This window comes from Paenibacillus sp. FSL H8-0332 (genome assembly GCF_037963835.1).
Lineage (GTDB): Bacteria > Bacillota > Bacilli > Paenibacillales > Paenibacillaceae > Paenibacillus_AQ > Paenibacillus_AQ rhizoplanae.
The window spans coordinates 7,494,794-7,519,532 of record NZ_CP150145.1 but is presented as its reverse complement, the minus strand read 5'-3'; the positions used below and the strand labels follow the sequence as shown (position 1 = coordinate 7,519,532).

The window sequence follows — 24,739 nt, the reverse complement described above, 5'->3', positions numbered from 1 at the left end:
GTCAGCAAATGCTGCAACAGGCAGAACGAGGGATAAACAAAGAGCCATAATCAGAGTCAACCTAAACTTGCGTAACTTCACTTGGACATTCCCCGCTTTCCTGTTAATCTATCATTTCTAGTCGTTATTATTATTATTTTCATTGGCAGCCAGTATCGCCAAATCCAGTTCCAGCGGAGTCTTAACTGTTGCCAGATTGAGTCCGAGGTTCGCAGGATCATTGCCATACCGGCTAACCACATAGGCTTTTACTGAATAATTCGGGTTCACCGCAACATCACTCACATTGAAATTGGCAGAATACGTTCCCGTACTTAACTTCAAATTAGCCGCAACAATACTAACCGGTGCATTGCCGTCGAAGAGCTCAAATAGGATCGTCTGATTTCCATTCACTTCTTCAGCATAGGCATTGTTAAACAACCGGATCGTTGCTGTAATTCCATTGTCGGCGGTAACCACCGGCGCAGTCATAGAGAATACTTCTGAAGATTTATAAGCTCCACCCTCCAGATATTTACTGCTGTAGCCTTCGGCATCCACAGTAACCGTGTACCGGGTTCCTGCTGTGAATATCCCCCCGGCCAAGGTTAGCTTCCCTTCGCTTAATACATATTCTGAGGCATTCAATGTTCTGTATTGTCCCACATTCCGGTCATAGACAGTTACCTTTCCTACATGTTCTCTCCAGGCCGCATTGTCGGTAAAAGCAAACTCGCTTTCCGTGTTACTGTAGAAATATCCTGTGAGTTCAGGGGTATTATAGGCAACTGTTGCCTCAACTGTGCTGTTGCGCTTACTGTCATATAGATCGCTAAGCACACCCGGAGCTACTTTGACTTTCACCGAGCCCTGCTGTTTGGCATTGTAGAAGATGATGCCGATCTGGGAGCCATACAGAGATACGGTATCCAGCGGATCCAGGGCTGAATAGGTTACTCCATGATCAGTAGAAATGGTAATGTACTCATTCAGATGGGATACTCCGTCAACAAGCGTCTGATCGGCAAGAGCAGTATTAGTGTTGAACGACAAGCTCAAGAAACGTCCGTCACCTGAAAAATAACCGCCATTGTAAGACAGCCCTGCTGCTTGATTCTGAGGGTAAATCCAGTTTGTAGCTGCGTAACCAGTCAGAACATTCCCGGCTGCATCCATGAAATGCCCCGGATTGATCTGATAATAATACTGGTAGCCTGTGAGCGGCTCCGGGAAATGCAGGATGAGCTTAGTGCCTGAGAAGGTGAACGTAACGTCTGAAGGCAAGGTATACAGCCATTGATTTCTGTAAGGATCGTACCACTGCACATCCTCCAGGAATTTGCTGTCACTCCCCTTAGCATTAAAGATCTCCTCATTGAACACGAAAGTAATATTCTGATAATCATCGGACACGGAAGAATACAGATATGCCGGCATAGTTGTGTCTGCCGGATTCGGGTCTACACCTCCAACAGCCGTCTCCAGAAAACCGCTGATCGTTCTTTGTTCCTGGACATTTCCGTTGAGATCGGTGAGTGCTCCTCCGTTAATGGAAATTTGACTCTCCGTGCCGGAGAGTGCTTCAGCGAAATGAATACTCAGCTTGTTGGATTCAATGGATACAGTGTCTTGTGCAACCAGAGCCTTGAGGGACTTCTCTTGTCCGGAGACTGTTCTGACTAAGTAAATATTGCTTTTCAGGTTATCGTCCGAAGAGGTGTTATTTAACACTTCTTTATTAAAGGTCACCACTACATCATGATTGTCATTGCTGACAGCCACCGACTGGATTATTGGGGGACTCACATGCAGATTCATTTCCGCATTTAGATTTCCTGCCGCATCCTTTAGTGTGCCGCTTGCGATCCGGATGACTGTATTTAGCCCAGAAATGATTTTCATATTATTATTGTAATTCAGATACAACTCGCGGGCGTTGTTCTGATAGGCAGATCCCTCATTATTCGTAAACGGAGCAAAGTGCTCCCCGTCGCCAGCTACACTCAGTCGGCTTTTCAGGAAAGCCGCTGCTTGCTCGCCGGTAGCCCCGTCAGGCACGTTAAGCGAGAAGTTCTCATCGAAAAACACTCTCAACCAGCTGCCATCATTCGATCTGGAGCCTGTAACAACAGGAGCGGTAATATCGTGTGCTGCAATGGAAGAGAGGGTAAGGACATTGGCAGAGAGACGTTCTTCCGTATTCATAACCGCGCCTGCTGCAATCTGAATGCTATTGTCGGTGCCGGTTAGCGCAGTGCCCAGCGTGATCACTAACGCACCATCTCCATTCATGCTGATGTCATTGCCGGCGCTGTCTGCCGCAAGATCCACCCATTGCTCCGAACCGGAACGTTCGATTTGAATACCGTCCATCAGATCGGACAGGCTGCCCGCAGGCTGGGCATAGGTATTGAAGGTTACGGTTACAGCGGCATTATTGCTGCTCACTTCTGCTGTTGCAGAGGTGATTTCCGAGACTGCCGGGTCTGCATAGCCTGCACCGGGTGACACCGTCAGTACAGATACTGCTGTAATCACCACAGCCAACATTTTGGACACGGTTGGCATGAATCTCAGCCTGTTTGTTTTGCCTCTTGCTATCATTTAGATTCTCACTCCCAAAATTTTATTATTTCAAATTGATACTAAAGCCAAGTATATCTGCACCCAATGACACGGAAATGACAAAGTTCGACAAGCAGAAACGGTACCATCCTTTTAAAGAACGGTACCGTTTCTGCGAGAAATAGAAGGAACTTTATAGTGGCCAACATATAAATGCTTATATTTCAAAAAAAGAGCCTCTATATAAGAGACTCCATCTGTTCACTAGTTCAATCAGGTATCAACCGCTTCGTAATTTTCCTGATTCCCTCATTCTATTTATATTTCTCCAGCATTTCGGTTAGCGTCCGCTTCACCTCTGCTACCAGCTCCGGCGGCTCCTGCACGGTAGCCTCACTGCACAGGCCAATCACAAACCGTGCGAAGAAGCCCAGATCGCTTCCCGGAATCTCTCCCTCCAGCCAGCCTGTGCCGTCTGCACGGATATGCAGCAGCTGCGGGGACCATACCTCCCCTTCACAGGCCTGGACCCCTTCATTCCCCAGCTCCACGTACAGCCGGATAAGGCTTTGTTCGGCCTGCTCCTGCGGCGGGCTGCCGTAATGCTCCGTATTGTCCAAGTGGATATGACGCAGATCAAGCGCGGCCGGTCCCGCTTCATCATACCCGGCAGACTGAATCCGGTCGCAGCGGAAAGTACGGATGCCGCCCCGCAGGAAGCAATACGCCGGACAATACCACAGGCCGTTACTGGCATAGATGCCGACGGGCTGAATCCACCTTTGCTGCCGCCGGCCCTTCGATTGGTAATCGATCAGCAGCACTTTTTGCCCGGTAGCCGCGTCCAGCAGTTGGGGAAGATAAGGGAATTCCGCCTGCCGTGCCGGGGTCAGGAAATCAATTCTGTTCTTCATCTCATCAATCCGGTCACGGACATCGCCAGACATGTAGTTATAGAATTTGTGCAAGGCGGATAAGGATTCTTCCTTGAAGGGAAGATATTTATAATGGCGCAGGGCATGGCTGGCAAAAAATATCGCCACCGCCTCTTCCTCCGTGAACGCAATCGGCGGCAGGATTCTCTCGCTCAGCACCTGATACCCTCCATGCGGCCCCACTTCGGAATAGAGCGGTACGCCCAGCTCCCCAAGCTCCTGTAAATCCCTGAGAATCGTGCGTGAGGAGACATGGAATTCGTCAGCCAGCTCCCTGACGGTGAATTTACGCTTGCGGTTGACAGTCATCATGAGGTCCAGCAGCCTTTTGGATTTCGACACAGAGTTCACTCCATTTATATTTTAACTATGACAATACCTGTCACTATTATAGTCTACACTATAACCATAGCCGGTTAGTACAGGCAAATATACCTTCCAAGGAGCGAACAAAACATGAAACTGCAAATGAACCCTTATATTCTGGTGGACGGATCTGCCCAGGAGGCGATAGCTTTTTATCAGGAGGCGCTTGGCGCTGCGGTGCTGTTCAAGCAAACGATGGGCGAAGGCCCGCAGAACCCGGACGCCCCGATGACGGAGCAGGAGAAAGCGCAGATTGCCCATGCGGTGCTGCTGGCGGGAGAGACGAAGTTTTTTGTGGCGGATTATGAGCCGGGTATGCCGCGCAGCCGGGGCAATAACATCAACATCTGTCTCACGGTGGAGACCGAGGCTGAAGCACAGCAGCTATTCAATTCACTGAAGGTAGGCGGCACCGTCGATATCGAGCTGGCCCCGGCCTACTACAGTCCCGCTTACGGCATGGTGACCGATAAGTTCGGCGTATGCTTCCAGATTTTCATGGATAACAGGAAGTAGGAATTAGGCGGGCGAGTGAGCGCCCCCACGGCTTCGGTTGTGTTCGGTTTTCCGCATACATTTGGCCTTTGACCAATGGAATCAGGTACACTCCTGCTCCTCCCGGCGATACTTCAGCCACGTTCAGCACCAAAGTCGCTCTACATGTCATATAAAAAGCCCTGTCTCCCGAAAAACCGGGGAGACAGGGCTTTGTTCTAATATAACGCCCGCCACAAGTAGAAGGTGGCGTAGGCTTCCCAGCCTTGCCACGGCCGGGCCAGCTCCAGCAGCTCCGCCGGTGTCGGCTTGCGGTCCATGCCGGTGAGGAACTTGATCACATTTTGCAGGCCGACATCGCCTACAGGGAACGAGGACGCATCGCGCAGGCAGCGCATCCGCACATACTGCGAGGTCCACGGGCCAATCCCGCGGATCTGCAGCAGCCGCTGCTCGGCGGCGGCCGGGGACGGGAGTGCCAGCAGCTCCTCCCGGCTTAGCTCCCCGCTGGTGATCAGCGAGGCTACGGTAAGCACCGTCTGTGCTTTGCTGCGGGTTAGCTGCAAGGTGCACAACTCTTCTACCTGCACCTCTGCGAATACCTCCGGGCCAGGGAAACGGTAGTAGGTCTGCCCCTCCCATTCCAGCGCTTCCCCGTATTCAGCAGTCAGCCGCTGCTTCAGCCTGTAGGCAAAAGCCAGATTCACCTGCTGCCCCAGAATCGCCCAGCATAACGCCTCGAACAGATCCGGGATGCCGATGATCCGCAGCCCCCGGTGCTGGCTGGCCAGCGGCCCGAGCAGCGGGTCCGCAGCCGCCAGCTTATAGAACGGGGCAAGGTCCCGGTCCAGATCAAACCATTCCACAATGTAGCGGGCCAGCTGCTCCTGCTCCAGCGCACCGGGAACCGCCCCATGCAGCCGGGTTACACTCAGCTTGTGGCCCTCTGACACACTGAGCCTCACCAGGAGCGGGCCGCCCTCTATCCTGAACATCCGGCTGACGCCTGCTTCATCCGTGCGGAACAGACATTCCAGCGGCGAGCGGTTCATGTACTCCAGACAGGCCCCCAGGTCGAAGTCCTCCGGCAGCTGCAGCTTAAAAAGCAAATCGTTCATGACCAGCCGCCTTTACATTCAAAATACCCTCCAGCTGGAGCAGCTCCTGCTTCATCTGGAGTCCGCCCCGGAAGCCGGTTAAGGTACCATTCGCGCCAATGACCCGGTGGCAGGGTACAATGACCGGCACCGGGTTCTGCCCGTTGGCCGCACCGACAGCACGGACAGCCAACGGTCTGCCGATCCGCTCAGCCAATTGCTTGTAGCTGGCAGTCTCCCCGTGCGGGATGGTAAGCAGCCCCCGCCAGACCTCCTGCTGAAACGGGGTGCCCCACAGATCCAGCTCAACACTGCTGAAATCTACCGGCTCTCCGGCAAAATACCGCTCCAGCAGCGTTATCACCCCAAGCTGTTCAAATCTCCCGGCATCCTTCATGAGCTCATGGGCAGGCGCATACATTTTCAACCAGGAGGCGGGCAATTGCCCTTCGTCCTGCGGGAAGGATACGCGGATCAGGCCTTTATCGCTGGCCCACAGGGTCCACTCCCCGTTTCCGGGATTCAGGGTATGATGATAAATCATAATAGTATTGGTACTCCGGCTGTTATTCCGGCTTGGGTTCATGTTGGTTTCCTCCTTCGTTATGCTTGCTGCGGTACTCTGTAGGGGACAGCCCCGTCTTCTTCACGAACCAGGCGGCAAAATGAGAGGGCGTACGGAACCCCACAGCTCCGCCGACTTCAGCCATCCCCGCTGCGGTCTCCGTCAACAGCCTGCGGGCTTCTTCTGTGCGCAGCGCATCCAATCTGGCAGCCGGTGACTGGCCGGTTACCCGCTTATAGGTGCGCTGCAGGTGGAACGGGCTGACCTTCAGCTCTGCAGCCATCGACTCCAGGGTCAGCTTACTGCCGAACCGCCCGTCCATAATGGTATCTGCCTGCGCCGCCAGAACTGCATCCGGACGGAGGGTGCCGCCTTCCTCGGGGCGGCATCTTTTGCAGGGACGGAAGCCTGCCGAAATAGCCTCCTGCAAGGAGCCATAGAAAACAACATTCGCTGCCTTTGGCGTTCTCGCCCGGCAGGAAGGGCGGCAGACAATATGGGTCGTCCGCACCGCCGTATAGTAGATCCCGTCATAGGTCGGCTCACGCCGCACCACCGTTTCATAGATACGCTCGAACAATTGCGGGTCCATCCCCATCACCTCTTACCGCCAGTATAAACGATTCGTTTTGACATATGCAGCCTATTGCAATAGGAGAGCAAGATTACGACAGTGAGACTAAGGGTTTAGCCAATTTCCGAGCAACGTGCGGAAAAAAGTGGAAAAACATCAGCTATTAGTGCTAGAATTGACTGCTTGAATTAACAATCTTTATTCGGAGGACTAAGAACCCAATGAAACTATCAGACATCCGCTGCGAACGCCTGCGCGAGAAGGATTCTCTCACCGCCACAAAACTATTAAGCCTGGACGCGGACTCTGGTCCTGACCTCCTGCAGGTGCTGGAAGAAGAGCCGGAACTATTTATTGCCGCTTATGTAGATGAGACGCTTATTGCGTTAGTCCAAATGGAAGCGTCCATCCCCCAGTCTCATTTGAATGTATTTGTCGCCCCACAGTATCGCAGACAAGGCATTGGCAGGGCATTGATGCAGATGGCAGAAGCTCAATTACAGGCAGGCGGAACCCGAAAGGTCAGTACTTCTGTCCGGTTCGGGGTATCCTCTTCTCTTGCGTTTGCCCGCAGCCTTGGCTATGCTCCATACTATTCACTTATTTATATGGAACGGACCGGCGGTTCTTTTACTCAGGAAACAGCCTCAGCAAGGTTGTATAGAGATGAGGACTTTGTTGCCGCCCATTCGCTGTATGCTAATGCTTTTCATGAAATGCGGGTGAGTGTCGGCTGCTTCCCCGATTCTGTGGTTGCAGAGCCTAATGAAGGCAGACGAAACGCCTGGGCAGCGGATGCGCAGGACCGTTTGGTCTATGAGCTTGACGGGGAAATTGCTGCGTACAGCCACCTCCACGGGAATGAAATCAGCAGTATTAGTGTACGTTCAGACCTTCAGGGACGCGGAATCGGACGAACCTTCGTGAAGTACTTATGCAATGAGATCCATCGGCGCGGCTACACACGCGTTATCCTATCCTGCGTCGTTGGTAACGAAGCCATACATTTGTATAACAGCCTTGGATTTCAGGAGACGCATAGAATGGAGTATATGATAAAAAATCCGGACAACTCAGAGCATTCCCGGTCAGGCCCCTCCCTGCCCGCTTCTCTACAATGAATATTGAAAGGGAGGTGCGGAGATGGAAACGATACGGCTGCTCCAGCAGGCGATTGATTACGTAGAGCAGAATCTGCATAACGCCATTGGCGTCGAGGATATTGCCGGAGCGGCGATGACCTCGAAGTACCATTTTCAGCGGATGTTCCATGCCTTGACAGGGTTCACTGTTACCGAATATGTACGCAATAGGCGTCTTACGCTGGCGGCGGAAGAACTGGCAGGGACGGACGGCAAGGTGATCGACATTGCGCTGAAGTACGGGTACGAGACGCCGGAGTCCTTCGCTAAAGCGTTTCAGCGGGTGCATGGGGTGACCCCCAATATGGCGAAGAAAAAGAACGTGAAGCTCAAATCGTTCTCCCGCATCTCCTTTCAAATTCAGATCAAAGGGGAAAGCGAAATGAATTACAGGATGGTTGAAGAGAGGGGCTATGGCGTCATGGGTAAGGAGGTTATTATCCACCAGGATGCTTATAGCGAAATCCCTGCGTTCGTAGAGAAAATCTGGAACGATGGGACGCATGACCGGATTAACGAATGTGCCGGAAGACCTGCCGGTTCGCTGCTGTTCGGTTATTACTATGACTTCCGTGAGGATGGGACAAAACGCTATCTGATGGGAACGGAACTGCCGGAAGGACAGAAGGTACCAGAAGAGCTGGTTAATCTGACTATACAAGGCCAGACGTATGCTGTATTCGATTGCCTGGATAAGGTGCCCAACGACCCGGAGCTGGGGTCAGACATTAAGAATGTGTGGCGGCGGATCTATTCGGAATGGTTCCCGTCGTCAGGCTTTGAACAAGTAGAAGGTCCGTGCATCGAGAAATACTTTTGGACGAATGATGAGCACGATGAATGTATTTGCGAGGTATGGATTCCTGTAGTGAAGAAATAGATACAAGATTACTAATAAGCCCTCTAGCAGCCATAACGGCATCTGGAGGGCTTTTATTCGGACCAGGGTAACGATTGTTAGCCTCTCCGTTCTCACGTTATAATCAATATATACAAATTACTGGAAGGGAATGATTGGTCTATGTCTTCATTAAAAAGATGGCTTCCTGCCTGTTGCATTATGCTGTTAATGCTTATGCTTCCCAATGTTATTGCGGCCGCTCCTGCTACCAGCCCTGCCCGTTCCACGCTTAGACCCATACAAGTTAACATCAACGGTGCTTTTATCTCCGCCGACAGCAGTCCTTTTATACAATCTGGCCGAACGATGATTCCCATCCGCACGCTTGCTTCCCTGGGGCTCCACTATTCCTGGGACGCTATCCGCCATATGGTAACGGTCACAAATTCCTCCAATGACCAATTCGAAATGACACAGGGACAATCTATGGCTTACAAGAATGGCGCACCTGTACAAATGGATAGTGAAGCCAATAATTACAACGGACGAATCATGGTTCCCGCAAAGTTCGTCAGTGAGGCATTTGGATACAGTGTGTACTATGAAAAGATAAGGGAGATCATCTTCATTCAATCCCAGAATTTCACTCCTGATGCCCAGGCCATCCATTCAGCAGATCTGAAGCAGGCGCGCCTGGCGGCCATTTCGTTGCCGGTTCGCTACTCCTTCAAGCCTGGTACAAGTATACAAAGTGATGAGTCCCAATACTACAGCTATTCCTTTGCCTCAAAAGACGCCACCCGCTATGACTACAGCAATGGAGAAATAACCACTGTGGTTGAAATTACAGGCACAACGGCAACAGCCATATGGCAGGCTTCGGAGACAGATATCCCCGGTTATCCTGCAACTACGTTCGGCGGTGTGCAGCCAGCGTATATTTCCGATCTGTTTCAGGATTCTTTTAGCTACGACAACGGTGTGTATAACGGTTATCACACGCTTAGCGACGGCGCTGTAACAACATTTAAATTCCCCGGCCTCTCTTACACGGATCTGATCCGGGCCATCCCGGAGTAAGGAACCTATATGCCAAAGTTAGCTCCCGGGAAAAGGGTGTTTTCTATAAAATCAATTTTATGTATTTATTCGTTTGATTGGTTGAACTAAGAACAAAATCACCCTAACGGGTCCACTCACCAACCGCTTGTATGGATTCCATTGTTGCACTTCTTGCAGGATTTCAGCATCTGGCACTTCTATGGGGCAGTATTGTTGCACTTCTTGCAGGATTTCTCCATCTACTCTTCCTTCATTTAGATGATTAAAAAAAGTCCCCGGAGCAGCCCTAACGCTGGCCCGAGGTTCTAAGTAACATAGAATTCAATTGCTCTAATATGTGTTAATTACGTTGTTATCTGATGTTTAACCCGCTGCCTTCTGAGCCTTAGCATCTATAGGTCCCTCTGCGGCCGGAGGGTTCTTTTTCTTCATGTAGTCGGAATAATAGGCGGTGATGACCGGGACGAGAATGGAGGTAACAATCACGGATGCGGCTACCAGCGCTGTAGCGGACTGGGCGGCCGGCAGGAATTCGGGCTTCATGTTCGCTACCAGCATAGGGTTGGCGACCGCAGCACCGGCTGTACTGGAGGCGGCCAGTCCGGCAGTCCCGTTACCGCGTCCAATGAATTTGTCGGCCAGGATCAGCGGGATGCCTGTAATAATAATAACGACAACGCCAAGCAGAATACCGAGCAGGCCGGTGTCAACGATTACGCCAAGGTCGATCGAGCTGCCCAGGGCGAAGCCGAAGAAGGGAATGAGCGTCTGGGTGGCTCTGCCGAAGTAGGCACGCAGATCATGATCCAGGTTACCCAGGATGAATCCGACAAGGAACGGCAGGACAGCGCCGACGAAGAGATGCGGTTCAAATACAGCCACACCGGTACTGCCCAGAATGAGCATGGTTACGAGCGGCCCGGATTCGAGTGACATCAGCACGAAGGCACCGGATTCTTCCTTGGTCCCATATTGCTGCATAATGGAAGCGTACAACCCGCCGTTGGTCATATCCATAGCGGAGATGATGGCGAGGACCGATAGTCCGGCGAAGAAGCCGGTTTGCACCCCGCCCTCAGGCAGGAACTGAATAGCGATCAGGGCAACAACCCAGGCCACGGCAATCTTGGTCAATACCAGCGTGCCCGATTTGCGCAGTACGGTTCCGGTGGCTCTGACATCGATCGCGGCCCCCATACAGAAGAACCATACGGCCAGAATCGGCACGGTGCCCGTCATCAGGCCTTTGGTGAACCCTCCGAAATATTCGCCTGCATCAGGAAAAGCAGTGTGAATGATCGCTCCCAGAAATAGTGGAATTAGCATCATTCCGCCGGGAATCCGATCCAGTGTCTTTTTGATTTTCATATGATTACCCTACCCTTCTTACTCGTGATGAGTGTGTATGTTCTACTTGCGGCTTAGTCCAAGCTCGGGAATCATGGCGGCGAACAGATCATCGCTCTCCTTGAGCTGCTTCGCAAAAGCTTTGCCGTCCTTCACCAGCAGCCCCAGCCCGTTCGAGTTCATATATTCGCGGAATTCCCTGTCTTCGGTCCCTTTGATAAATGCTCCGGCTAATACCTCCGCAATCGCATCCGGCGTATCCTTCGGCACAGCCAGTCCTCTCCATGTTCCCGTGAAGTTCACATGAATGCCGGTCTGCTCTTCCAGGGTCGGCACATCCGGCAGCGCCTCTGAGCGCTTGTCGGCATTGACTGCCAATATCCGCAGCTTCCCTTCATCCACATACTTCTTCACCTCGGCGGGACTGACTGGTACCGCATCCACGAATCCGTCCATTAAGGCGGAGACGGCCGGCCCTGCACCTTCAAAGGGAATATGCGCGAACTTCACACCGGTCTCCCGCTCTAACGTTACGGCGGCCAAGTGCCAAATGCTCCCCGTTCCTGCGTTTCCCATTTTCAATTCCTCTGGATGCGCTTTCGCAAAGTCGAGAAATTCATTGACGTCCTGCCATGGCGCGTCCTGTCTTACGGTGATGGCGGAAGGATCAAAATTCGTCTGAGCGATCGGTTTGAATCTCTCATAGGTAATCGGCAATAATCCCAGATGCGGAAGAATGGTCAGCTCGGCCGGCAAAAAAGTCACGGTATAGCCGTCTCCCTTGGCATTCGCGCCTTCCATCAGTCCTACGGAGCCTCCGCCGCCGGTGCGGTTAACCACAATTACCGGCTGGCCCAGCACCTTCTCTGTCGCGGTGGCGAGCGCTCGCGCGGTGGCGTCCGTTCCTCCTCCTGCGGCATAGGGCACAAGCAGTGTGATTGGCCGTCCGGGATAATCTGTGCCGGCAGTCTCCTGGCCCGGGCCGCCTCCCCCAGGAATCCCGATTCTAAGAATCAACAGGATTAGAGCTGCTACAGCCGCTGTCCAGAGTCCTATTTGAGTCGATCGTTTCAAATCCATCCCTCTTCTCTAATATAGAAGTAATCGGGCAGCCTGCAGATGCTTGATGCCTATGACTGGCCTTGCGCCCGTGCCCTCACCCCCGTTTTCTTTGAGTATCAGCAGCCTGCCATAGGAGGATGTGAAAGTTTTCTCAAATAGAACTTTATCGCAACCGGGGGTATGCCTTCAATCGCATAATCTTATTCCGAATCCTCAGAAACGCCGGAATGGCGCGGTTTTGGCCGATCTGCATATTCCTTGGAAGATTTGCTGCTCTCCCTGAACTTGCCGGGTGTGGTCGATTTAATCTTGCGGAAGACCCGGATGAAGCTGTTCTCATTCTGATAACCCACCTGCTGGGCAATCTCGGCAATTCTCAGACTGCTGTCCTGTAGCAGCTCGCAGGCTCTATTGATTCTCAAGTTGGTCAGATAGTCATATACCGTAGTTCCGGTCTCTTCCTTGAAGATGGTGCTCACTGAGGATACCCCCATGTTCACATGGGAGGCAATATTAGGTAGCCCGATATTGAATTGCAGATTCTCCTTCATATACTCTATAAGATTCTGAACCAGCAGGAACTCCTTCGATTGCCGGTGCGCCCCGAAGGCGTCCGATAGCTGAACCGCTATGCTGCACAGCATCTGTTCAATCTCATTAAGCTCCATCGTCGTCACCTGATGCCAGGTGTAGTCAGCCAGCTCCGCAGGCACCGGGTATCCCCCGGCAGCCGCCATATGCAGAATCTCCTCCAGCAGGTCACTTAGCGAGCGGAATACTTTTTGCGGCTGAATTCCCCGCTTGCGGGTCTCGGCAATCCCTCTGCGGACCCAATCCTGTGCAGCGGCGGCATCGGATGCTCTCAGGGCGTTCAGCATTTCCTGCTTCCATAGCTCATCTGCTGCCCCGCTGCTCTCTTCATATTTGTTCTCTGCGCGGGAATAGACCCGTACATGGGAATACCCTTCATATAACCGGTAGGAGAGCGCAGTCTGCGCCTCTAAGTAGGACTGGGCGATATGGGTAATTGAGCCCGCTTGTTCACCGATGCCAACGGACACCGGAATCTTCAGCACATCGAGCATGGCAGCCGCCAGCCGCTGGGCATCTGCATACAACTCCTGCTCCTCTCCGCCTGCCGCCTGTAACAGGATGACGAGACTATTCTGCTGCGGTGCAGCGACCACGGTCCGCCAGGAAGCTTCGCAGATTTCATAGGCCATGTTAATCATCGCGTATTTGAGCAGCATTTGATCCTCTTCCTTAAAGCCCGCAGACCACTCGGTATGCCGGTCAATGGATAAGACCAGCAGCTCGAACGGCCCTTCCTCCCAGCCGGTAAAGTAGTGCTCAAACCGGGTCTGTGTCTCCTGTGTGCCGATACTCCGCGTGATCAGGTCCTGCAGGAATTTGGAGCGCAGCTCCGGGAGACTCCAGTCCGCCACCAGCGACTTACTGCGGAAATCACCGACCAGCTTGCCGATGACTGGCTCCAGATCGTACAGTCCGCCCTGCCCGGCTGCCTTCTGCTCAGGAAGCAGCAGCTTGTTAATCCGTTTGAGCGGCCGGAAGGCGGCAAAATTGTAATAATACATGGCAGCGAGACCTACGGCGATGGAGATCAGTGACAGCATCAGCATCATATTGCGCGCAATCTTCACATTTTTGAGCAGCTGCTCCATGGGTACGAGCGAGAGCAGGCGCCAGCCGGTCACATTGGAGAAGGTCTGATTCGCCATATAGGCCTGGCCTCCGATGGTGACATGGGCAAAGGGACTGACATCGATGTCCTCCAGCACCTTCCCCAGCTCCGCCAGCGGGAACGGAAGATTCAGCTTGGGGTAGATCAGCTCTCCTTCCAGGTTATAGACGAGTTGGTAGCTGGAGAGATGGGTGTACATTTTGGAGAACAGCGTATCGTAATCCAGATCAATCAGCACGGCACCGGCCACTTCGCCGTTCACCACCACCGGCCGGGCAAGCGATAACAGCTCAGTATCACCGGAGAGGGAACCGGTGCCGGTATACAGCCTTCTTTTGATCAAAAGCGGCTTCTCCTTCATTCCCCCAATCCAGGACTCCCACTCATGCTCAGGCGCCTCCCCCCAGGACGGAACATAGCCGTAGCGGCTGGACAGCACAGACCGGCCCTTGAACTTAACCACGCTGATCGCGTGTACATCCGGCTCTGTCGCCAGCGCCTTGAGGTATTCCTGCGCCGCTACGGCTCTGCCGCGGTTATCCGCCTCAGACGCATCGATATAGCTCAGCACAGCGGGATGGAAGGACAGATCCACTGCCTTGTTGTCGGATTCCCGGAAGGCCCGGTTCGTAACATCTACATTAATCTGCAGCAGTTCAATATTCGGTGTATTCAGCTCGGTGTCCAGTGCATTACGGTACTCTCTATAGGAGAATAGACCAATCATAGTAATCAGAAGGGATACCCCGGCTGTCAGCATCAGGATTAGACGGTTCTGTTTGTTGTGCAGCAGGTATTTCATTTTAAATCGCAGCATTGCTTAAGCTTCATCCTTCCAGCGGTTGCTCATAGGTTTAGATTTCAGATTAGCATGTTCCCCTAATATTTCAATATGGGGCATATCATACCTGTTAGGATTTCAGACTTTTCCGGGATACGCTATACAATAATGATATAATGGAACGACGGATTCACCCATTCTGCTACAGGAGAACGATAGCGATGCAGTCAAACTATATCATGGATGCTGCCGGGTGGGATAAGCTCATCTCGGAGGTCGCCCATTCTTTCGATGATCTGACCCTGAAACGGGGATATCAATATTATAAGCAGCAGCGCGTGCAGGCCTTCAGAGTGGTCACGCCGCACAGAATCATGGCGCTGGTCGAAGGCCGGGAGGATTATGCGGTCTCCATTGACCTGGACGATCTGCAGGAGAGCCATTGCGACTGCCCTGTATCCGGGATGTGCAAGCATATGGCGGCTGTGCTGATGGAATACGCCGAGGAGCAGGACAAGCCTGTGCATTCCATCGCGAACGCCAAGGCGCTGGTCGACCAGCCCAAGCTTCATTCCGCTGCGGTGTCCGCTGTTCCGGGACGGCGCGGGGAATCATTGAAGAAGCTAGCTGCGCAGATTCCTGAGGCTACGGTGCAGCAGTGGCGTGAATACATGGCGCTGCTGGTGGAGCCGCTTGCCCATACGGTGCGTAACCCGCAGTATGCTGACCGGGCGCTCGCCGCCATCACCGGGGCACAGCCCAAGCTGCCTCCCGCTGCTGCCCAACTGTTCAAGTTACACGCTCATCTCTGTGTGCTGGAGAGTATCCTCCGGCCTGGCGGGACTTCCCTCATGGCGAGCCCCTTGTCCCTTGGTTATTCCGTGGGTTACTACACCTCTATTGCGATTTCCGAGCTGCAAGAGCATATCACAGACATGATGAAGCGGGGTCTGCCGCTGGCAGAAGCCCCTGAGGAGTGGCCCAGAGTCTACGATACGATTGCCTATCTGCGAAGCGAGATGTTGACCGAAACGCGCGACCGTGCCAGAGAACAGCCTTATTTCTCTGCTTGTTACAGCCTGCTATGGATCAACTGGATTACCCCGAATCTAAGCGGACCGGAGCTGTACACCAAGGAGCTGGAGGAGCTGCAACAGGCCGGAGAAAAGCTAAGCGCCGCTTCCTCCCGCCATGCCCTGCTGCTGGCTGAGAGCCGGATGCATGCGCTGCTGCATGAGGATGCGGCCGCAATTGAGAAGCTGAACACAGCGTCCGAACGGCCCGGGCTGCACCCGGAGGAGCTGATGAGCTTCCTGCCTCCGCTGGCCGAAGCCGGTCAGTGGAGACGTCTGACCCTGTGGCTGGCCGCGCTCGGCTCGCTGCTGAACAGCCGAATGTACAATCTGCTGGATTATGCGGGCTACTGGGATGAGGCTGTGCGTCACCTGCCCGAAGAAGAGCCGCTGATGTGGGATACGCTGTCGGGAATGCTGCCGCTGTCACGCGAGATCTATGAAGTCCAGCTGCTCGCCTACGGAAAATGGCAGGAATGGATGGATATGCAGATCTCCTCCGGCCATCAGCCTTCCGACTTCCGGGTGAGCGACCTGCAGCCGATCGAGAAGAATGCACCGGAGCTGCTCCTGCCGTTCTACCATCAGGCAGTGGAGCGTTTCGTGCTGGACAAGAACCGGCACAGCTACAAAGCGGCCGTGAAGCTGCTGAAGCGGCTCGCCAAGCTGTACAAAAAACTGAAACGCGAAGCACGCTGGGAAGTGTTCCTGGACGGCTTCACAGACAGGCATAGCCGCCTGCGCGCCCTTCAGGAGGAGCTGCGGAAAGGAAAACTGATTCCATGAATATAAAGATGCGCAATATTACCGTTCAGCTCGCCCTCACCCAGTATGGCGATGCGCTGATCTACGGCGTGGATGACCGGGATGATTATATGCCCGGTGTCCAGCTCAAGCAGAAGCTGTTCGCCTGGCATGAGGAATCCTTCTACGGCACGGAGCTTAGCACCTCGAAGGCCGATGAGGTCGAGCTGGTGGTGCTGCCTGCCGAGCAGGTCCTGCCCTTCTTTGCCGACCTGCGGCTGCTTCAGCATGTCGGCTGGAGCTGGCAGGGCGATGCCCAGCTGTTAACCCGGCTGGCCCCGCTGCTGGCCGGAGTGCTGGAGGCCCGGCAGTATGCCCCGAGCTTCGCAGCCTACCGTGAAGGCCAGCTCCGCTGGGTCTGGGCAGAGCAAGCACTGGCGGAAGCCGCCGAGGCCGACTGGGACGATGCCGCCGCGCTGCATCGTCTTCAGGAGCGCAGCGGGTTCGCCGAAGGGCTGCAGGCCGCCTTCTCGGCGGCGGTCTTCCAGCGGCATTACAGCACCGAGGCGCAGGCCGGTGATCTGCGCAGTGAATTCCCGCTGCTGTTCAGCGCAGGCGGGAGAAGCGCAGCCGGCATGGACGAAGACAGCTGGCTGATGTCCATCGGCTGGAAGGCAGACACCGCGCCGTTCCGGCCGGTGCTGCAGCTGCTTGAGCCTGACGATGAGCTGCCGCACTGGCGGCTCCAGCTGCTCCTCCAGGACAAGCGCGACGAATCCGCGCTTGTGCCGCTGCGGCTCACCGGGGACGGCGAGCCGCATGGCACTTGGCCCGCAGCGTGGACAGAGCATGTCCACGAGCGCGCGGGCGGGTGGCTGTCACGGCTGCGTGACAGCCTTCCGGAGCACATCGGGCGCGGCGCCGATGTGCTGGCAGAGCCGCTGAGCGACGAGGTCGCGTGGCGGTTCCTCACGGCCGACAGCCGGCTCCTGCTGGAGGCCGGCTGGCAGGTGCTGCTGCCGGCGTGGTGGGAAGCCGCCAGCCGCAGGAAGCCGCGCCTGCGCGCGAAGATCAGCTCCGGCACGGCTGAGGGCAGCCGCGGGCAGTCGCTGTTCGGCCTCGATGCGCTCGTCGATTTCGACTGGCGCATCTCCATCGGCGACGCCGACCTGTCCGAGGCAGAGTTCGCGGACCTTGTCGCCCGCGGAGAACGCCTAGTCCAGTTCCGCGGCAAGTGGATTCCGCTGGACCCTGCGCTGCTGGCGCAGATTCAGCGGGCCATGGCCGGAATGGACAAGTCGCGCGGCTTGTCCTTCCAGGATGTGCTGCAGCTGCACCTGCTAAGCAGCGGTGCAGACGGCGATTCAGAGGAAGCAGAAGCGCAGCGGGCCGAGGAAGAAGCGGTCCGCGTCCAGCTGGAGGTCGAGCTGAACGCCCATCTCGTGAAGCTGATCGGCCAGCTGGGGCAGCGCAGCCAGTGGCCGCAGCCGGAGGTGCCGGCCGCTCTGCACGCTGAGCTTCGAAGCTACCAGCATGAGGGCTTCGCCTGGCTGGTGTTCCTCCGCCGCTTCGGGCTGGGCGCTTGCCTGGCCGATGACATGGGGCTTGGCAAGACGGTGCAGCTGATCGCCTACCTGCTCCATTTGAAGGAGCAGGAAGAGGAAGCGGCTGCTTCCGGCGCACCCGTGGCCCGGCGGCAGACCGAACCGGCAGGCTGGCCTTCGCTGATCATCTGCCCGACCTCGGTGCTGGGCAACTGGCAGAAGGAACTACAGCGCTTCGCGCCTTCCCTGAACGTGATGCTGCATTATGGAAGCCGGCGGCTGGATGCCGGATATTTCTACGGCGCGGCCTCGCAGGCGGATGTCGTGCTTACCTCTTACGCTACTGCTTCACTGGACCAGGAGCTGCTGAAGCAGTTCACCTGGGCAACCGTATGCCTGGATGAGGCACAGAATATCAAGAACGCCGGAACGAAGCAGTCCGCTGCTGTGCGCAGCTTCCCGGCCCTGCACCGGATCGCCCTGACCGGAACGCCGATTGAGAACAGGCTGTCCGAGCTGTGGTCGATCTACGATTTCATTACGCCAGGTTATCTGGGCAGCCCGAAGGGGTTCCAGGACCGGTTCGCAAATGCCATTGAGAAGGAACGCAATGCCGAGCGGACCGCAGATTTGCAGCGGCTGGTCAAGCCGTTCATGCTGCGCCGCAAGAAGAAGGACCCGGCCATTCAGCTTGATCTCCCGGATAAAAATGAGATGAAGACCTACATCAACCTGACGGCCGAGCAGGCAGCACTCTACGACCAGAACGTGAACAGCCTGCTTGAACGGATGCAGAAGCTGGAGGGCATCGAACGGAAGGGAGCCATTCTGGCCGCCTTGACCAGCCTGAAGCAGCTCTGCGACCATCCGATGCTGCTGACCAAGGAGGCACTGCCTGAGCCGGAAGCGGGTAGCGCTCTGGACACCATCTCCTTGATCGAGCGCTCTGCTAAGCTGGAACGGCTGCTGGCGATGGTCCGCGAGCTGCGCGAGGAGAACGAGCGCTGCCTAATCTTCACCCAGTATGTAGGCATGGGTAAAATGCTCCAGGCCGTACTTCAGCAGGAGCTTCAGGAACCTGTGCTGTACCTGAACGGCAGCACGCCGAAGAACACGCGTGACCGTATGATTGAGCGGTTCCAGGCTCCCGCACTGCCCGCGGGCGAAGCCGCTGCAGATGCAGCCGCCGGAGCACAGCCGTCCGATCAGCCAAATGTATTCATCCTCTCGCTCAAAGCGGGCGGGGTCGGCCTCAACCTGACGGCCGCCAACCATGTGTTCCATTTCGACCGCTGGTGGAATCCGGCGGTGGAGAATCAGGCCACTGACCGTGCCTACCGCATGGGCCAGACCCGGGATGTACAGGTGCATAAGTTCATCTCGCTCGGCACGCTGGAGGAGAAGATTGACGAGATGCTGGAGAGCAAGCAGCAGCTCAGCGACGACGTCATCTCCGGCTCCGAGGGCTGGATCACCGAGCTGTCCACGGACGCGCTGAAGGATCTGTTCACGCTGCGCCGGGAATGGGTGGGATAACCCGCCGCTGCGGATATCCCCCCTGCTTCGGCTATCTTTTATATGCTACAGGTCTGTCATTGGTCTGTTACCGGCCACCCAACGCAGCAGTACTGATCCTTCACCCTTCGGTCTTCACCATTGCTCTGACATTCGGAAGGTAGCCGCCACATTGTCCTCTCCGGCAAGCGAGCTGACCACCAGCGTGACCGGTACTTGCTGAAGATCGTAGGCGAGCCGCTGATTCAGCAGATTCACCGCTACATTCTGGTACGCTCCGGATATGCCGGAGCCGATGCCTTGAGTGAGCATCCGTCCGCCTGTGACCGTTGTACAGGTATAATTCACCAACAGCGCTGTTTCAGTGACGGGGATAGACGTAGTAGGCGTAGGGTAATTCACAAAAGTTCCATTAACCGTCCCCCCGGCTACCACCTTATAGCGGATAGGGGTAGAGGCCAGAATCTCCAGCCCGTCTGGAACGATCTCGGCGGCCACTGCTTCAGGAACGGCGATCGTGGTGCTTCTGCGGAAGCTGATGGCTGCGGTGTCGCTGCTCGTTACGGGGATATTGTTACGAAACTCTGAGGTAATCCGGCTAAGCGCCATGGGCTGCAGGGGAACGGGAATCCAGACTCCGCCGCTGTCCACCAGATAGATGCGGACCCGGATCTGATCCTGGGAGTAGGAAATATTGAATTGGAAAAAATTATGCGTAATATTATACGTTTTGGTCACAACTTCCCGATAGTTCGACTCAAACAACTCCTGTGCGAACAGCGTTGAGGGACTTACATCATTGTTGTAACCGGTCAAATAGACCGTTCCCTGAGCTATCCCGTTGTTCACTACCTTCACTACTGCCTGACTGATGAGTCCTGCTCCCGGGGTAAGGTTCTTTGTTAACATATTGGTTGTCAGTATAGGCATAGTTATCACCCTCCGTTAGAGCTGTGTTCAATAGGATATGCAGAGGGAATTGGAAGTTTCTGGTCGGCTTTCAGACCATGGCAGTTGTCAATCCACTGACGCTCCCGCCCCTGGAGATTGTTGCCAGATGACAAGGACTGTGCTAAAATCAATGTAACTTTTTTAGAACGGAGGGTTGCGTGTGATAGACTATATCCGGATTCGCACTTTGCGCGGCTAATTATTTTCCCATAGCGCGAAAGCTCTGCCTTGTGCAGAGGACTCAGGATAAGTCTGTCCATAACACGTAACCCATAGCATACACCTGTTAATCCGCAACCTGTACGCTGATACCCGGAACCAGTACACTATGCCCACTAGGGCCTGTATCCGCTCCGCCAGGATCTCTGCGTTTGCCGGGAGGATTAGCTCTATATCTTTTTAAGTTGCCGGAGCCCTTCGCCCCTGCCGCTTGAACCTTCATGGTGTCTATGGCAAGCATGGCCGTATAGCTGCTCCCGCACAGCGGGCTATACCAGACTTTATTCTGTTGTTCCTCCACCTACTGTTAGCACAGGCAGACTGCCTGTGCTTTTTTGATGCCCAAATTACACTATGGAGGTTGATCTATATATGGAACCCGTACAACAGAAAGCCGTTATCGTCGGCATGCAGCTGCAGAACGACACGAACTTCGCTTATTCGATGGAGGAGCTGCGCAATCTGGCAGCCGCCTGCGAGATTGAGGTCGTGGCTGAGCTTAGCCAGAAATCCAGCCGGGTGAACCCGTCGCATTACATCGGGACCGGCAAAATCCAGGAGCTGGCACTGCTGATGGACCAGCACGAAGCACCGATCGTTATTTTCAATGATGAGCTGTCACCCTCCCAGATCCGCAATCTGGAGTCATCACTGGACCGCCAGGTCATTGACCGGACCATCCTGATTCTGAATATCTTCGCCTCGCGGGCGAAGACCAAGGAAGCCCAGCTTCAGGTAGAGGTCGCACAGCTGCAATATATGCTTCCCCGCCTGAGCGGCCTGCGTGAGTCTCTCGGCAGACAGGGCGGCGGGGCCGGTCTGAAGAATAGAGGGGCCGGGGAAACCAAGCTGGAGCTGGACCGCAGACGGATTGAAGAGCGGATCTCCGTATTGCAGTTAGAGCTGCAGACGCAGGTCGCCCGGCGCCAGATCCAGCGTAAGCAGCGGCATAAGAACGAGGTGCCTGTGGTCTGTCTGGTCGGCTACACCAACACCGGCAAGTCCAGCTTAATGAACACCCTGGTCGAGACCTATCATCCCGGTTCGGGCAAAGGCGTGCTCGCCAAGGATATGCTGTTCGCGACGCTTGAGACCTCGGTGCGCAGCATTGCGCTGCCCGATCACAAGACCTTCCTGCTAACCGACACCGTAGGATTTGTCAGCCAGCTGCCCCATCATCTGGTAAAGGCGTTCCGCTCGACCCTGGAGGAGGTAACAGAAGCGGATTTGCTGATTCATGTCGTCGATATTGCCGATCCGCAGCATGAGCAGCATATGGCTGTAACGTTCGAGACCCTGAAGGCGCTGGGCGCTGACGGAATTCCTACCCTGTACGCCTACAACAAGGCCGATCTGAGGGAGGAGCCTTACCCGCAGGTGGAGGGGAACTCTGTAACCCTGTCTGCTAAGAAAAACCGCGGGATCGCCGAGCTGGTCACTCTGATCCGCAGCTGCATCTTCACCGACTATGTACAGTGTGAGATTCTAGTCCCGTTCGACCGGGGCAGCATTGTCTCCTACTTCAATGAACATGCCGATGTGCAGTCCGTGAGCTACGAAGAGCAGGGCACACGCCTGAAGCTGGAATGCCGGGCCGCCGATTACGAGCGGTTCAGAGATGATTTTATAGAGCTGCCGCAATAAAATCACTGAATGTCACAGGAGCTGGTCCCCGCATTACGGGGCCAGCTCCTTGTGTTGTAGCCGGTTTTCGCATACGCTCTGAAGTGTTCTTTCCTTACATGGCTGTGCTCCGCCTATCTCTTGCCAATTCTTAGCGTTTCCTCTCACGGACCCGCTTGTATGGATCGCATTGTTGCATCATTTGCAGGAATTCCGGTGATAAGAGCAAGTTAGCACTGGCTTTGTTGCCTTTCATGCAGGATTTCAGCATAAGAGTAAGCTGCTTCTATTGGGCAATATTGCTGCACTTTTTGCAGGATTTCTCTAAAATGTTACGGGCTGCGGAGCATGGGGTCCATCCCTCATCGCAGCAGCATCGATTGTATTCGGTTTTTCACATACATTTGGTCCAAGTGCGGTGCGCTAGCCTATTGTATTCGGTTTTTCGCATACGTTTGGTTCATGTGCCGTCGCACTCACCCATTGTATTCGGTTTTTCACATACATTTTGTCATCGGCCGTTGTACCAGCAAATTTTGTTCGGTTTTCCGCATACATTCACCCTTTGAGCGGTGATATCAGGAGCTCTCCCGGAGCGGGCCGCAGGTTAAGTACGAAACCGCCTTTCATGCTTTTTACGCTTTTCACGACTTTTACAGCCCGCTCTCCCTTCTCAGCATTCGTTTCATTCGCATTATTCGCTTCATTCGATTCGTTGGCTCTCTCCGCTCTCTCTGCCGCCTCCTCTCCTTCATCTCCCTGCGCTCTGTCCTCTTCGTGCTCTACGCCGCTGCTAACCCGCAGCCCGCCCTCATCCGTCAGCTCCAGAAGCGAGGCAAAGCTCAATTCCCCAACCTCTCCAGCCGCCAGAGAGAACACCAGCGCGGCCTGCTGCATGGAGGTGAAATCGAGTATCCTTTGCGGACCGGCGTAGAGAATCATATCAATATTCATCCGGCCGTCTGCCTTATGAACCTCCCACGCCAGGCCCTTCCCTGCATCCACTTGCCCGCTGAATGCCGCGAACCAGGTGGTCAGGCCGAACTCTACTCCTCCGATGCTGATCACCGCACCTTCCTCTGTTAATCCGGCTGTAACTCCCTCCAGAGCGCCGCCAACCTCCAGCCGCAGCCGCAGGTCTGAGGCCGCAATCACACCGCCGGTCCGGTCCAGATTCGGATGAGTATCCCCGCCATCCGTTATAAAGTCGATCCCGAACAGCACATGGCCTTCCTCCTGCAGCGATTGGAAGCGTGCGGAGCAATAGTCATAGCCGTCATGCAGGCAGCGGAGCCGGATATAGGCAGGCTGGCCGTAATTATCTGCATAGATCAGCAGCGGCCGTCTTTGGTTCCACAGGTCACTGTGGGTGAAGGAGCCCATGCTCCACTGCGGAGTCATATAAGTGACCGCCCACTTGCCGTCATGCCCCTGATTCTGATTCTGCCCCAGACCCTGCTCCCGTTCATGACCCCGCTCCCACACCCGGCCTTTCCCTTCTCCCTGCCCCCGTTCTTGTCCCCTCCCAGTCTCTTGCTCTTGCCCTTCCAAGCGCTGCCTTACCTCCTTCGTATCAGGAATCTTGAATCGACCCAGATAGGCTGGGGGACAATGGATGCCGCTCTTATACCATTCCTCTTCGTAGGGCAGCTCCTCCCAAGGGAAGAACATCACGGCTCCTCCTGTCGCCAGTTGCAGAAACGCTTTGCTCTGGTCTTCCAGCAGCACTCCGTAGCAGCGGGAATGCGGCCCGGACCACTGGGCCGTGGCAGGGTGATAATACCCGGCCACGGTCCTCCAGGTCAGCTCAAGCAGCTCCCCGGTCCATGCCTTGACCCTGCTGTCCGAGGTCTCGGTCTGAAGCTTCGACAGCTCCAGAATGGCAATGTAGGTGTAGACCGGGCTGTTGTATTCCTGAAAAGCCCCATGCTTCAGGGTGTGGGCATGCAGCCTCCTGAGCCGCTCCAGCCCATAGTCCGCATAATCCTTTCGCCCCAGCTTCTCCCCGGCAATTCTGGTCACGAACGCGCCAATAATCGCAATATTGGTATAATCCGGTCCAACATTCCGCCGGATAATGGCTTCGCAGGCACACTCTATGGACAAGACGGCTGCTTCCCGCAGATCGTACGGGAAACGGTGGCCGTGGCGCGAAAGGGCCTGCACCAGACGGCTGCCGCAGAAATCAGCCCAGTTCCAGTCCGGCGGAGCCATCTGGTCCAGCGGCTCCTCATAGAACCAGGACCAGATGCCGAAGGTGTCATGCGCCGGTTCCGTATCCTGCAAGGAGATGACCTGACGGATAATATCGAATGCCCGCTCTTCATAACGGGCCAGCTCCGTGTCGAGCAGTCCAAGCGCATAGCTGAGCGAGTCTCTGGTGGAGTGGATGAACTCCGCCTGCTTCAGCGTCGTATGATACCCCGGGCTGCTGAACGGAGAGCGCAGCATGCAGATGGCCGAATCGTAGCGGGATTCCAGCCCGGCCAGCTTATGAATCAGCCGTTGCCGCTGATCCAGCCCTCCACCCGCAGCTTCTGCGTTATTCTTCACG

The 24,739-nt window shown here is 55.0% G+C and carries 18 protein-coding genes; 7 read left to right on the top strand and 11 right to left on the bottom strand.

From position 1 onward, the window contains the following. Window positions 1-117: 117 nt before the first annotated feature. Together NST43_RS32910 and NST43_RS32905 are read right to left on the bottom strand one after the other, a co-directional pair. Complete coding sequence (locus tag NST43_RS32910; protein WP_209992837.1) at window positions 118-2,586, bottom strand: hemoblobin-interacting domain-containing protein; 2,469 nt, start codon at window positions 2,584-2,586, stop codon at window positions 118-120. Between the two features lie 275 nt (window positions 2,587-2,861). Then, the gene (locus tag NST43_RS32905) at window positions 2,862-3,824 is read right to left on the bottom strand and encodes a YafY family protein (protein WP_339221687.1); all 963 of its coding nucleotides are present in this window, start codon (window positions 3,822-3,824) and stop codon (window positions 2,862-2,864) included. Between the two features lie 114 nt (window positions 3,825-3,938). On the opposite strand from NST43_RS32905, the gene NST43_RS32900 reads away from it, so the two are divergent. Further along, a complete protein-coding gene (locus tag NST43_RS32900; RefSeq protein WP_339221686.1) occupies window positions 3,939-4,364 on the top strand; it encodes a VOC family protein in 426 nt (141 codons plus the stop codon). A gap of 197 nt (window positions 4,365-4,561) precedes the next feature. Here NST43_RS32900 and NST43_RS32895 read toward each other — a convergent pair whose 3' ends face one another. The 3 genes from NST43_RS32895 to NST43_RS32885 are packed head-to-tail and all read right to left on the bottom strand — an operon-like array spanning window position 4,562 to window position 6,597. Beyond that, on the bottom strand, window positions 4,562-5,461 hold the full coding sequence (locus tag NST43_RS32895; RefSeq protein WP_339221685.1) for a DNA-3-methyladenine glycosylase 2: 900 nt from the start codon (window positions 5,459-5,461) through the stop codon (window positions 4,562-4,564). Beyond that, window positions 5,442-6,026, bottom strand: coding sequence for a methylated-DNA--[protein]-cysteine S-methyltransferase (locus NST43_RS32890; RefSeq protein ID WP_339221684.1), 585 nt, complete (start codon window positions 6,024-6,026; stop codon window positions 5,442-5,444). The genes NST43_RS32895 and NST43_RS32890 overlap by 20 nt, the downstream gene beginning before the upstream one ends. Next, window positions 6,007-6,597 (bottom strand): Ada metal-binding domain-containing protein, encoded by a 591-nt coding sequence (locus tag NST43_RS32885; protein WP_339221683.1) that lies wholly within the window; start codon window positions 6,595-6,597, stop codon window positions 6,007-6,009. The genes NST43_RS32890 and NST43_RS32885 overlap by 20 nt, the downstream gene beginning before the upstream one ends. 203 nt (window positions 6,598-6,800) lie before the next feature. Between NST43_RS32885 and NST43_RS32880 the strand changes: the two genes are divergently transcribed. From NST43_RS32880 to NST43_RS32870, 3 genes are all read left to right on the top strand, one after another. After that, window positions 6,801-7,700 carry a GNAT family N-acetyltransferase gene (locus NST43_RS32880; protein ID WP_339221682.1) on the top strand — a complete coding sequence of 300 codons (900 nt, stop codon included), beginning with the start codon at window positions 6,801-6,803 and terminating at the stop codon, window positions 7,698-7,700. Window positions 7,701-7,722: 22 nt separating this feature from the next. Then, a complete protein-coding gene (locus tag NST43_RS32875) occupies window positions 7,723-8,601 on the top strand; it encodes an AraC family transcriptional regulator (protein WP_339221680.1) in 879 nt (292 codons plus the stop codon). Window positions 8,602-8,796: 195 nt separating this feature from the next. Beyond that, window positions 8,797-9,642, top strand: a complete 846-nt coding sequence (locus NST43_RS32870; RefSeq protein WP_339221679.1) for a copper amine oxidase N-terminal domain-containing protein — start codon at window positions 8,797-8,799, stop codon at window positions 9,640-9,642. Between the two features lie 345 nt (window positions 9,643-9,987). Here the strand turns inward: NST43_RS32870 and kdgT are convergent, their stop codons facing one another. The 3 genes from kdgT to NST43_RS32855 form a co-directional block, all read right to left on the bottom strand. After that, on the bottom strand, window positions 9,988-10,992 hold the full coding sequence (gene kdgT, locus NST43_RS32865) for a 2-keto-3-deoxygluconate transporter (protein ID WP_339221678.1): 1,005 nt from the start codon (window positions 10,990-10,992) through the stop codon (window positions 9,988-9,990). A 42-nt stretch (window positions 10,993-11,034) separates the two neighbouring features. Further along, entirely contained in the window at window positions 11,035-12,051 is a 1,017-nt protein-coding gene (locus NST43_RS32860) for a tripartite tricarboxylate transporter substrate binding protein (protein ID WP_339221677.1), read from the bottom strand. A gap of 182 nt (window positions 12,052-12,233) precedes the next feature. Continuing rightward, on the bottom strand, window positions 12,234-14,552 hold the full coding sequence (locus NST43_RS32855) for a helix-turn-helix domain-containing protein (RefSeq protein WP_339221676.1): 2,319 nt from the start codon (window positions 14,550-14,552) through the stop codon (window positions 12,234-12,236). Between the two features lie 185 nt (window positions 14,553-14,737). On the opposite strand from NST43_RS32855, the gene NST43_RS32850 reads away from it, so the two are divergent. Together NST43_RS32850 and NST43_RS32845 are read left to right on the top strand one after the other, a co-directional pair. Next, window positions 14,738-16,375, top strand: a complete 1,638-nt coding sequence (locus NST43_RS32850; protein WP_339221675.1) for an SWIM zinc finger family protein — start codon at window positions 14,738-14,740, stop codon at window positions 16,373-16,375. Next, on the top strand, window positions 16,372-19,413 hold the full coding sequence (locus NST43_RS32845) for a DEAD/DEAH box helicase (protein ID WP_339221673.1): 3,042 nt from the start codon (window positions 16,372-16,374) through the stop codon (window positions 19,411-19,413). Before NST43_RS32850 ends, NST43_RS32845 begins: the two co-directional genes overlap by 4 nt. A gap of 114 nt (window positions 19,414-19,527) precedes the next feature. Here the strand turns inward: NST43_RS32845 and NST43_RS32840 are convergent, their stop codons facing one another. Next, window positions 19,528-20,322, bottom strand: coding sequence for a hypothetical protein (locus NST43_RS32840; protein WP_339221671.1), 795 nt, complete (start codon window positions 20,320-20,322; stop codon window positions 19,528-19,530). Window positions 20,323-20,629: 307 nt separating this feature from the next. Beyond that, window positions 20,630-20,863 carry a hypothetical protein gene (locus NST43_RS32835; protein WP_209992820.1) on the bottom strand — a complete coding sequence of 78 codons (234 nt, stop codon included), beginning with the start codon at window positions 20,861-20,863 and terminating at the stop codon, window positions 20,630-20,632. A gap of 71 nt (window positions 20,864-20,934) precedes the next feature. On the opposite strand from NST43_RS32835, the gene hflX reads away from it, so the two are divergent. Next, window positions 20,935-22,206 carry a GTPase HflX gene (hflX, locus tag NST43_RS32830; protein WP_209992819.1) on the top strand — a complete coding sequence of 424 codons (1,272 nt, stop codon included), beginning with the start codon at window positions 20,935-20,937 and terminating at the stop codon, window positions 22,204-22,206. A 537-nt stretch (window positions 22,207-22,743) separates the two neighbouring features. On the opposite strand, the gene NST43_RS32825 is transcribed toward hflX, so the two are convergent. Further along, a complete protein-coding gene (locus tag NST43_RS32825; protein ID WP_339221669.1) occupies window positions 22,744-24,738 on the bottom strand; it encodes a hypothetical protein in 1,995 nt (664 codons plus the stop codon). Between the last annotated feature and the right edge of the window lies 1 nt (window position 24,739).

What these genes read in the sequence shown, in the direction of transcription:
- NST43_RS32845 (WP_339221673.1), top strand. Translation starts at nt 16,372, where the DNA reads ATGAATATAAAGATGCGCAATATTACCGTTCAGCTCGCCCTCACCCAG.
- NST43_RS32900 (WP_339221686.1), top strand. Translation starts at nt 3,939, where the DNA reads ATGAAACTGCAAATGAACCCTTATATTCTGGTGGACGGATCTGCCCAG.
- NST43_RS32910 (WP_209992837.1), bottom strand. Translation starts at nt 2,586, where the DNA reads ATGATAGCAAGAGGCAAAACAAACAGGCTGAGATTCATGCCAACCGTG.
- NST43_RS32855 (WP_339221676.1), bottom strand. Translation starts at nt 14,552, where the DNA reads ATGCTGCGATTTAAAATGAAATACCTGCTGCACAACAAACAGAACCGT.
- NST43_RS32890 (WP_339221684.1), bottom strand. Translation starts at nt 6,026, where the DNA reads ATGAACCCAAGCCGGAATAACAGCCGGAGTACCAATACTATTATGATT.
- NST43_RS32875 (WP_339221680.1), top strand. Translation starts at nt 7,723, where the DNA reads ATGGAAACGATACGGCTGCTCCAGCAGGCGATTGATTACGTAGAGCAG.
- kdgT (WP_339221678.1), bottom strand. Translation starts at nt 10,992, where the DNA reads ATGAAAATCAAAAAGACACTGGATCGGATTCCCGGCGGAATGATGCTA.
- NST43_RS32870 (WP_339221679.1), top strand. Translation starts at nt 8,797, where the DNA reads ATGCTTCCCAATGTTATTGCGGCCGCTCCTGCTACCAGCCCTGCCCGT.
- NST43_RS32840 (WP_339221671.1), bottom strand. Translation starts at nt 20,322, where the DNA reads ATGCCTATACTGACAACCAATATGTTAACAAAGAACCTTACCCCGGGA.
- NST43_RS32860 (WP_339221677.1), bottom strand. Translation starts at nt 12,051, where the DNA reads ATGGATTTGAAACGATCGACTCAAATAGGACTCTGGACAGCGGCTGTA.
- NST43_RS32895 (WP_339221685.1), bottom strand. Translation starts at nt 5,461, where the DNA reads ATGAACGATTTGCTTTTTAAGCTGCAGCTGCCGGAGGACTTCGACCTG.
- NST43_RS32880 (WP_339221682.1), top strand. Translation starts at nt 6,801, where the DNA reads ATGAAACTATCAGACATCCGCTGCGAACGCCTGCGCGAGAAGGATTCT.
- NST43_RS32850 (WP_339221675.1), top strand. Translation starts at nt 14,738, where the DNA reads ATGCAGTCAAACTATATCATGGATGCTGCCGGGTGGGATAAGCTCATC.
- hflX (WP_209992819.1), top strand. Translation starts at nt 20,935, where the DNA reads ATGGAACCCGTACAACAGAAAGCCGTTATCGTCGGCATGCAGCTGCAG.
- NST43_RS32885 (WP_339221683.1), bottom strand. Translation starts at nt 6,597, where the DNA reads ATGGACCCGCAATTGTTCGAGCGTATCTATGAAACGGTGGTGCGGCGT.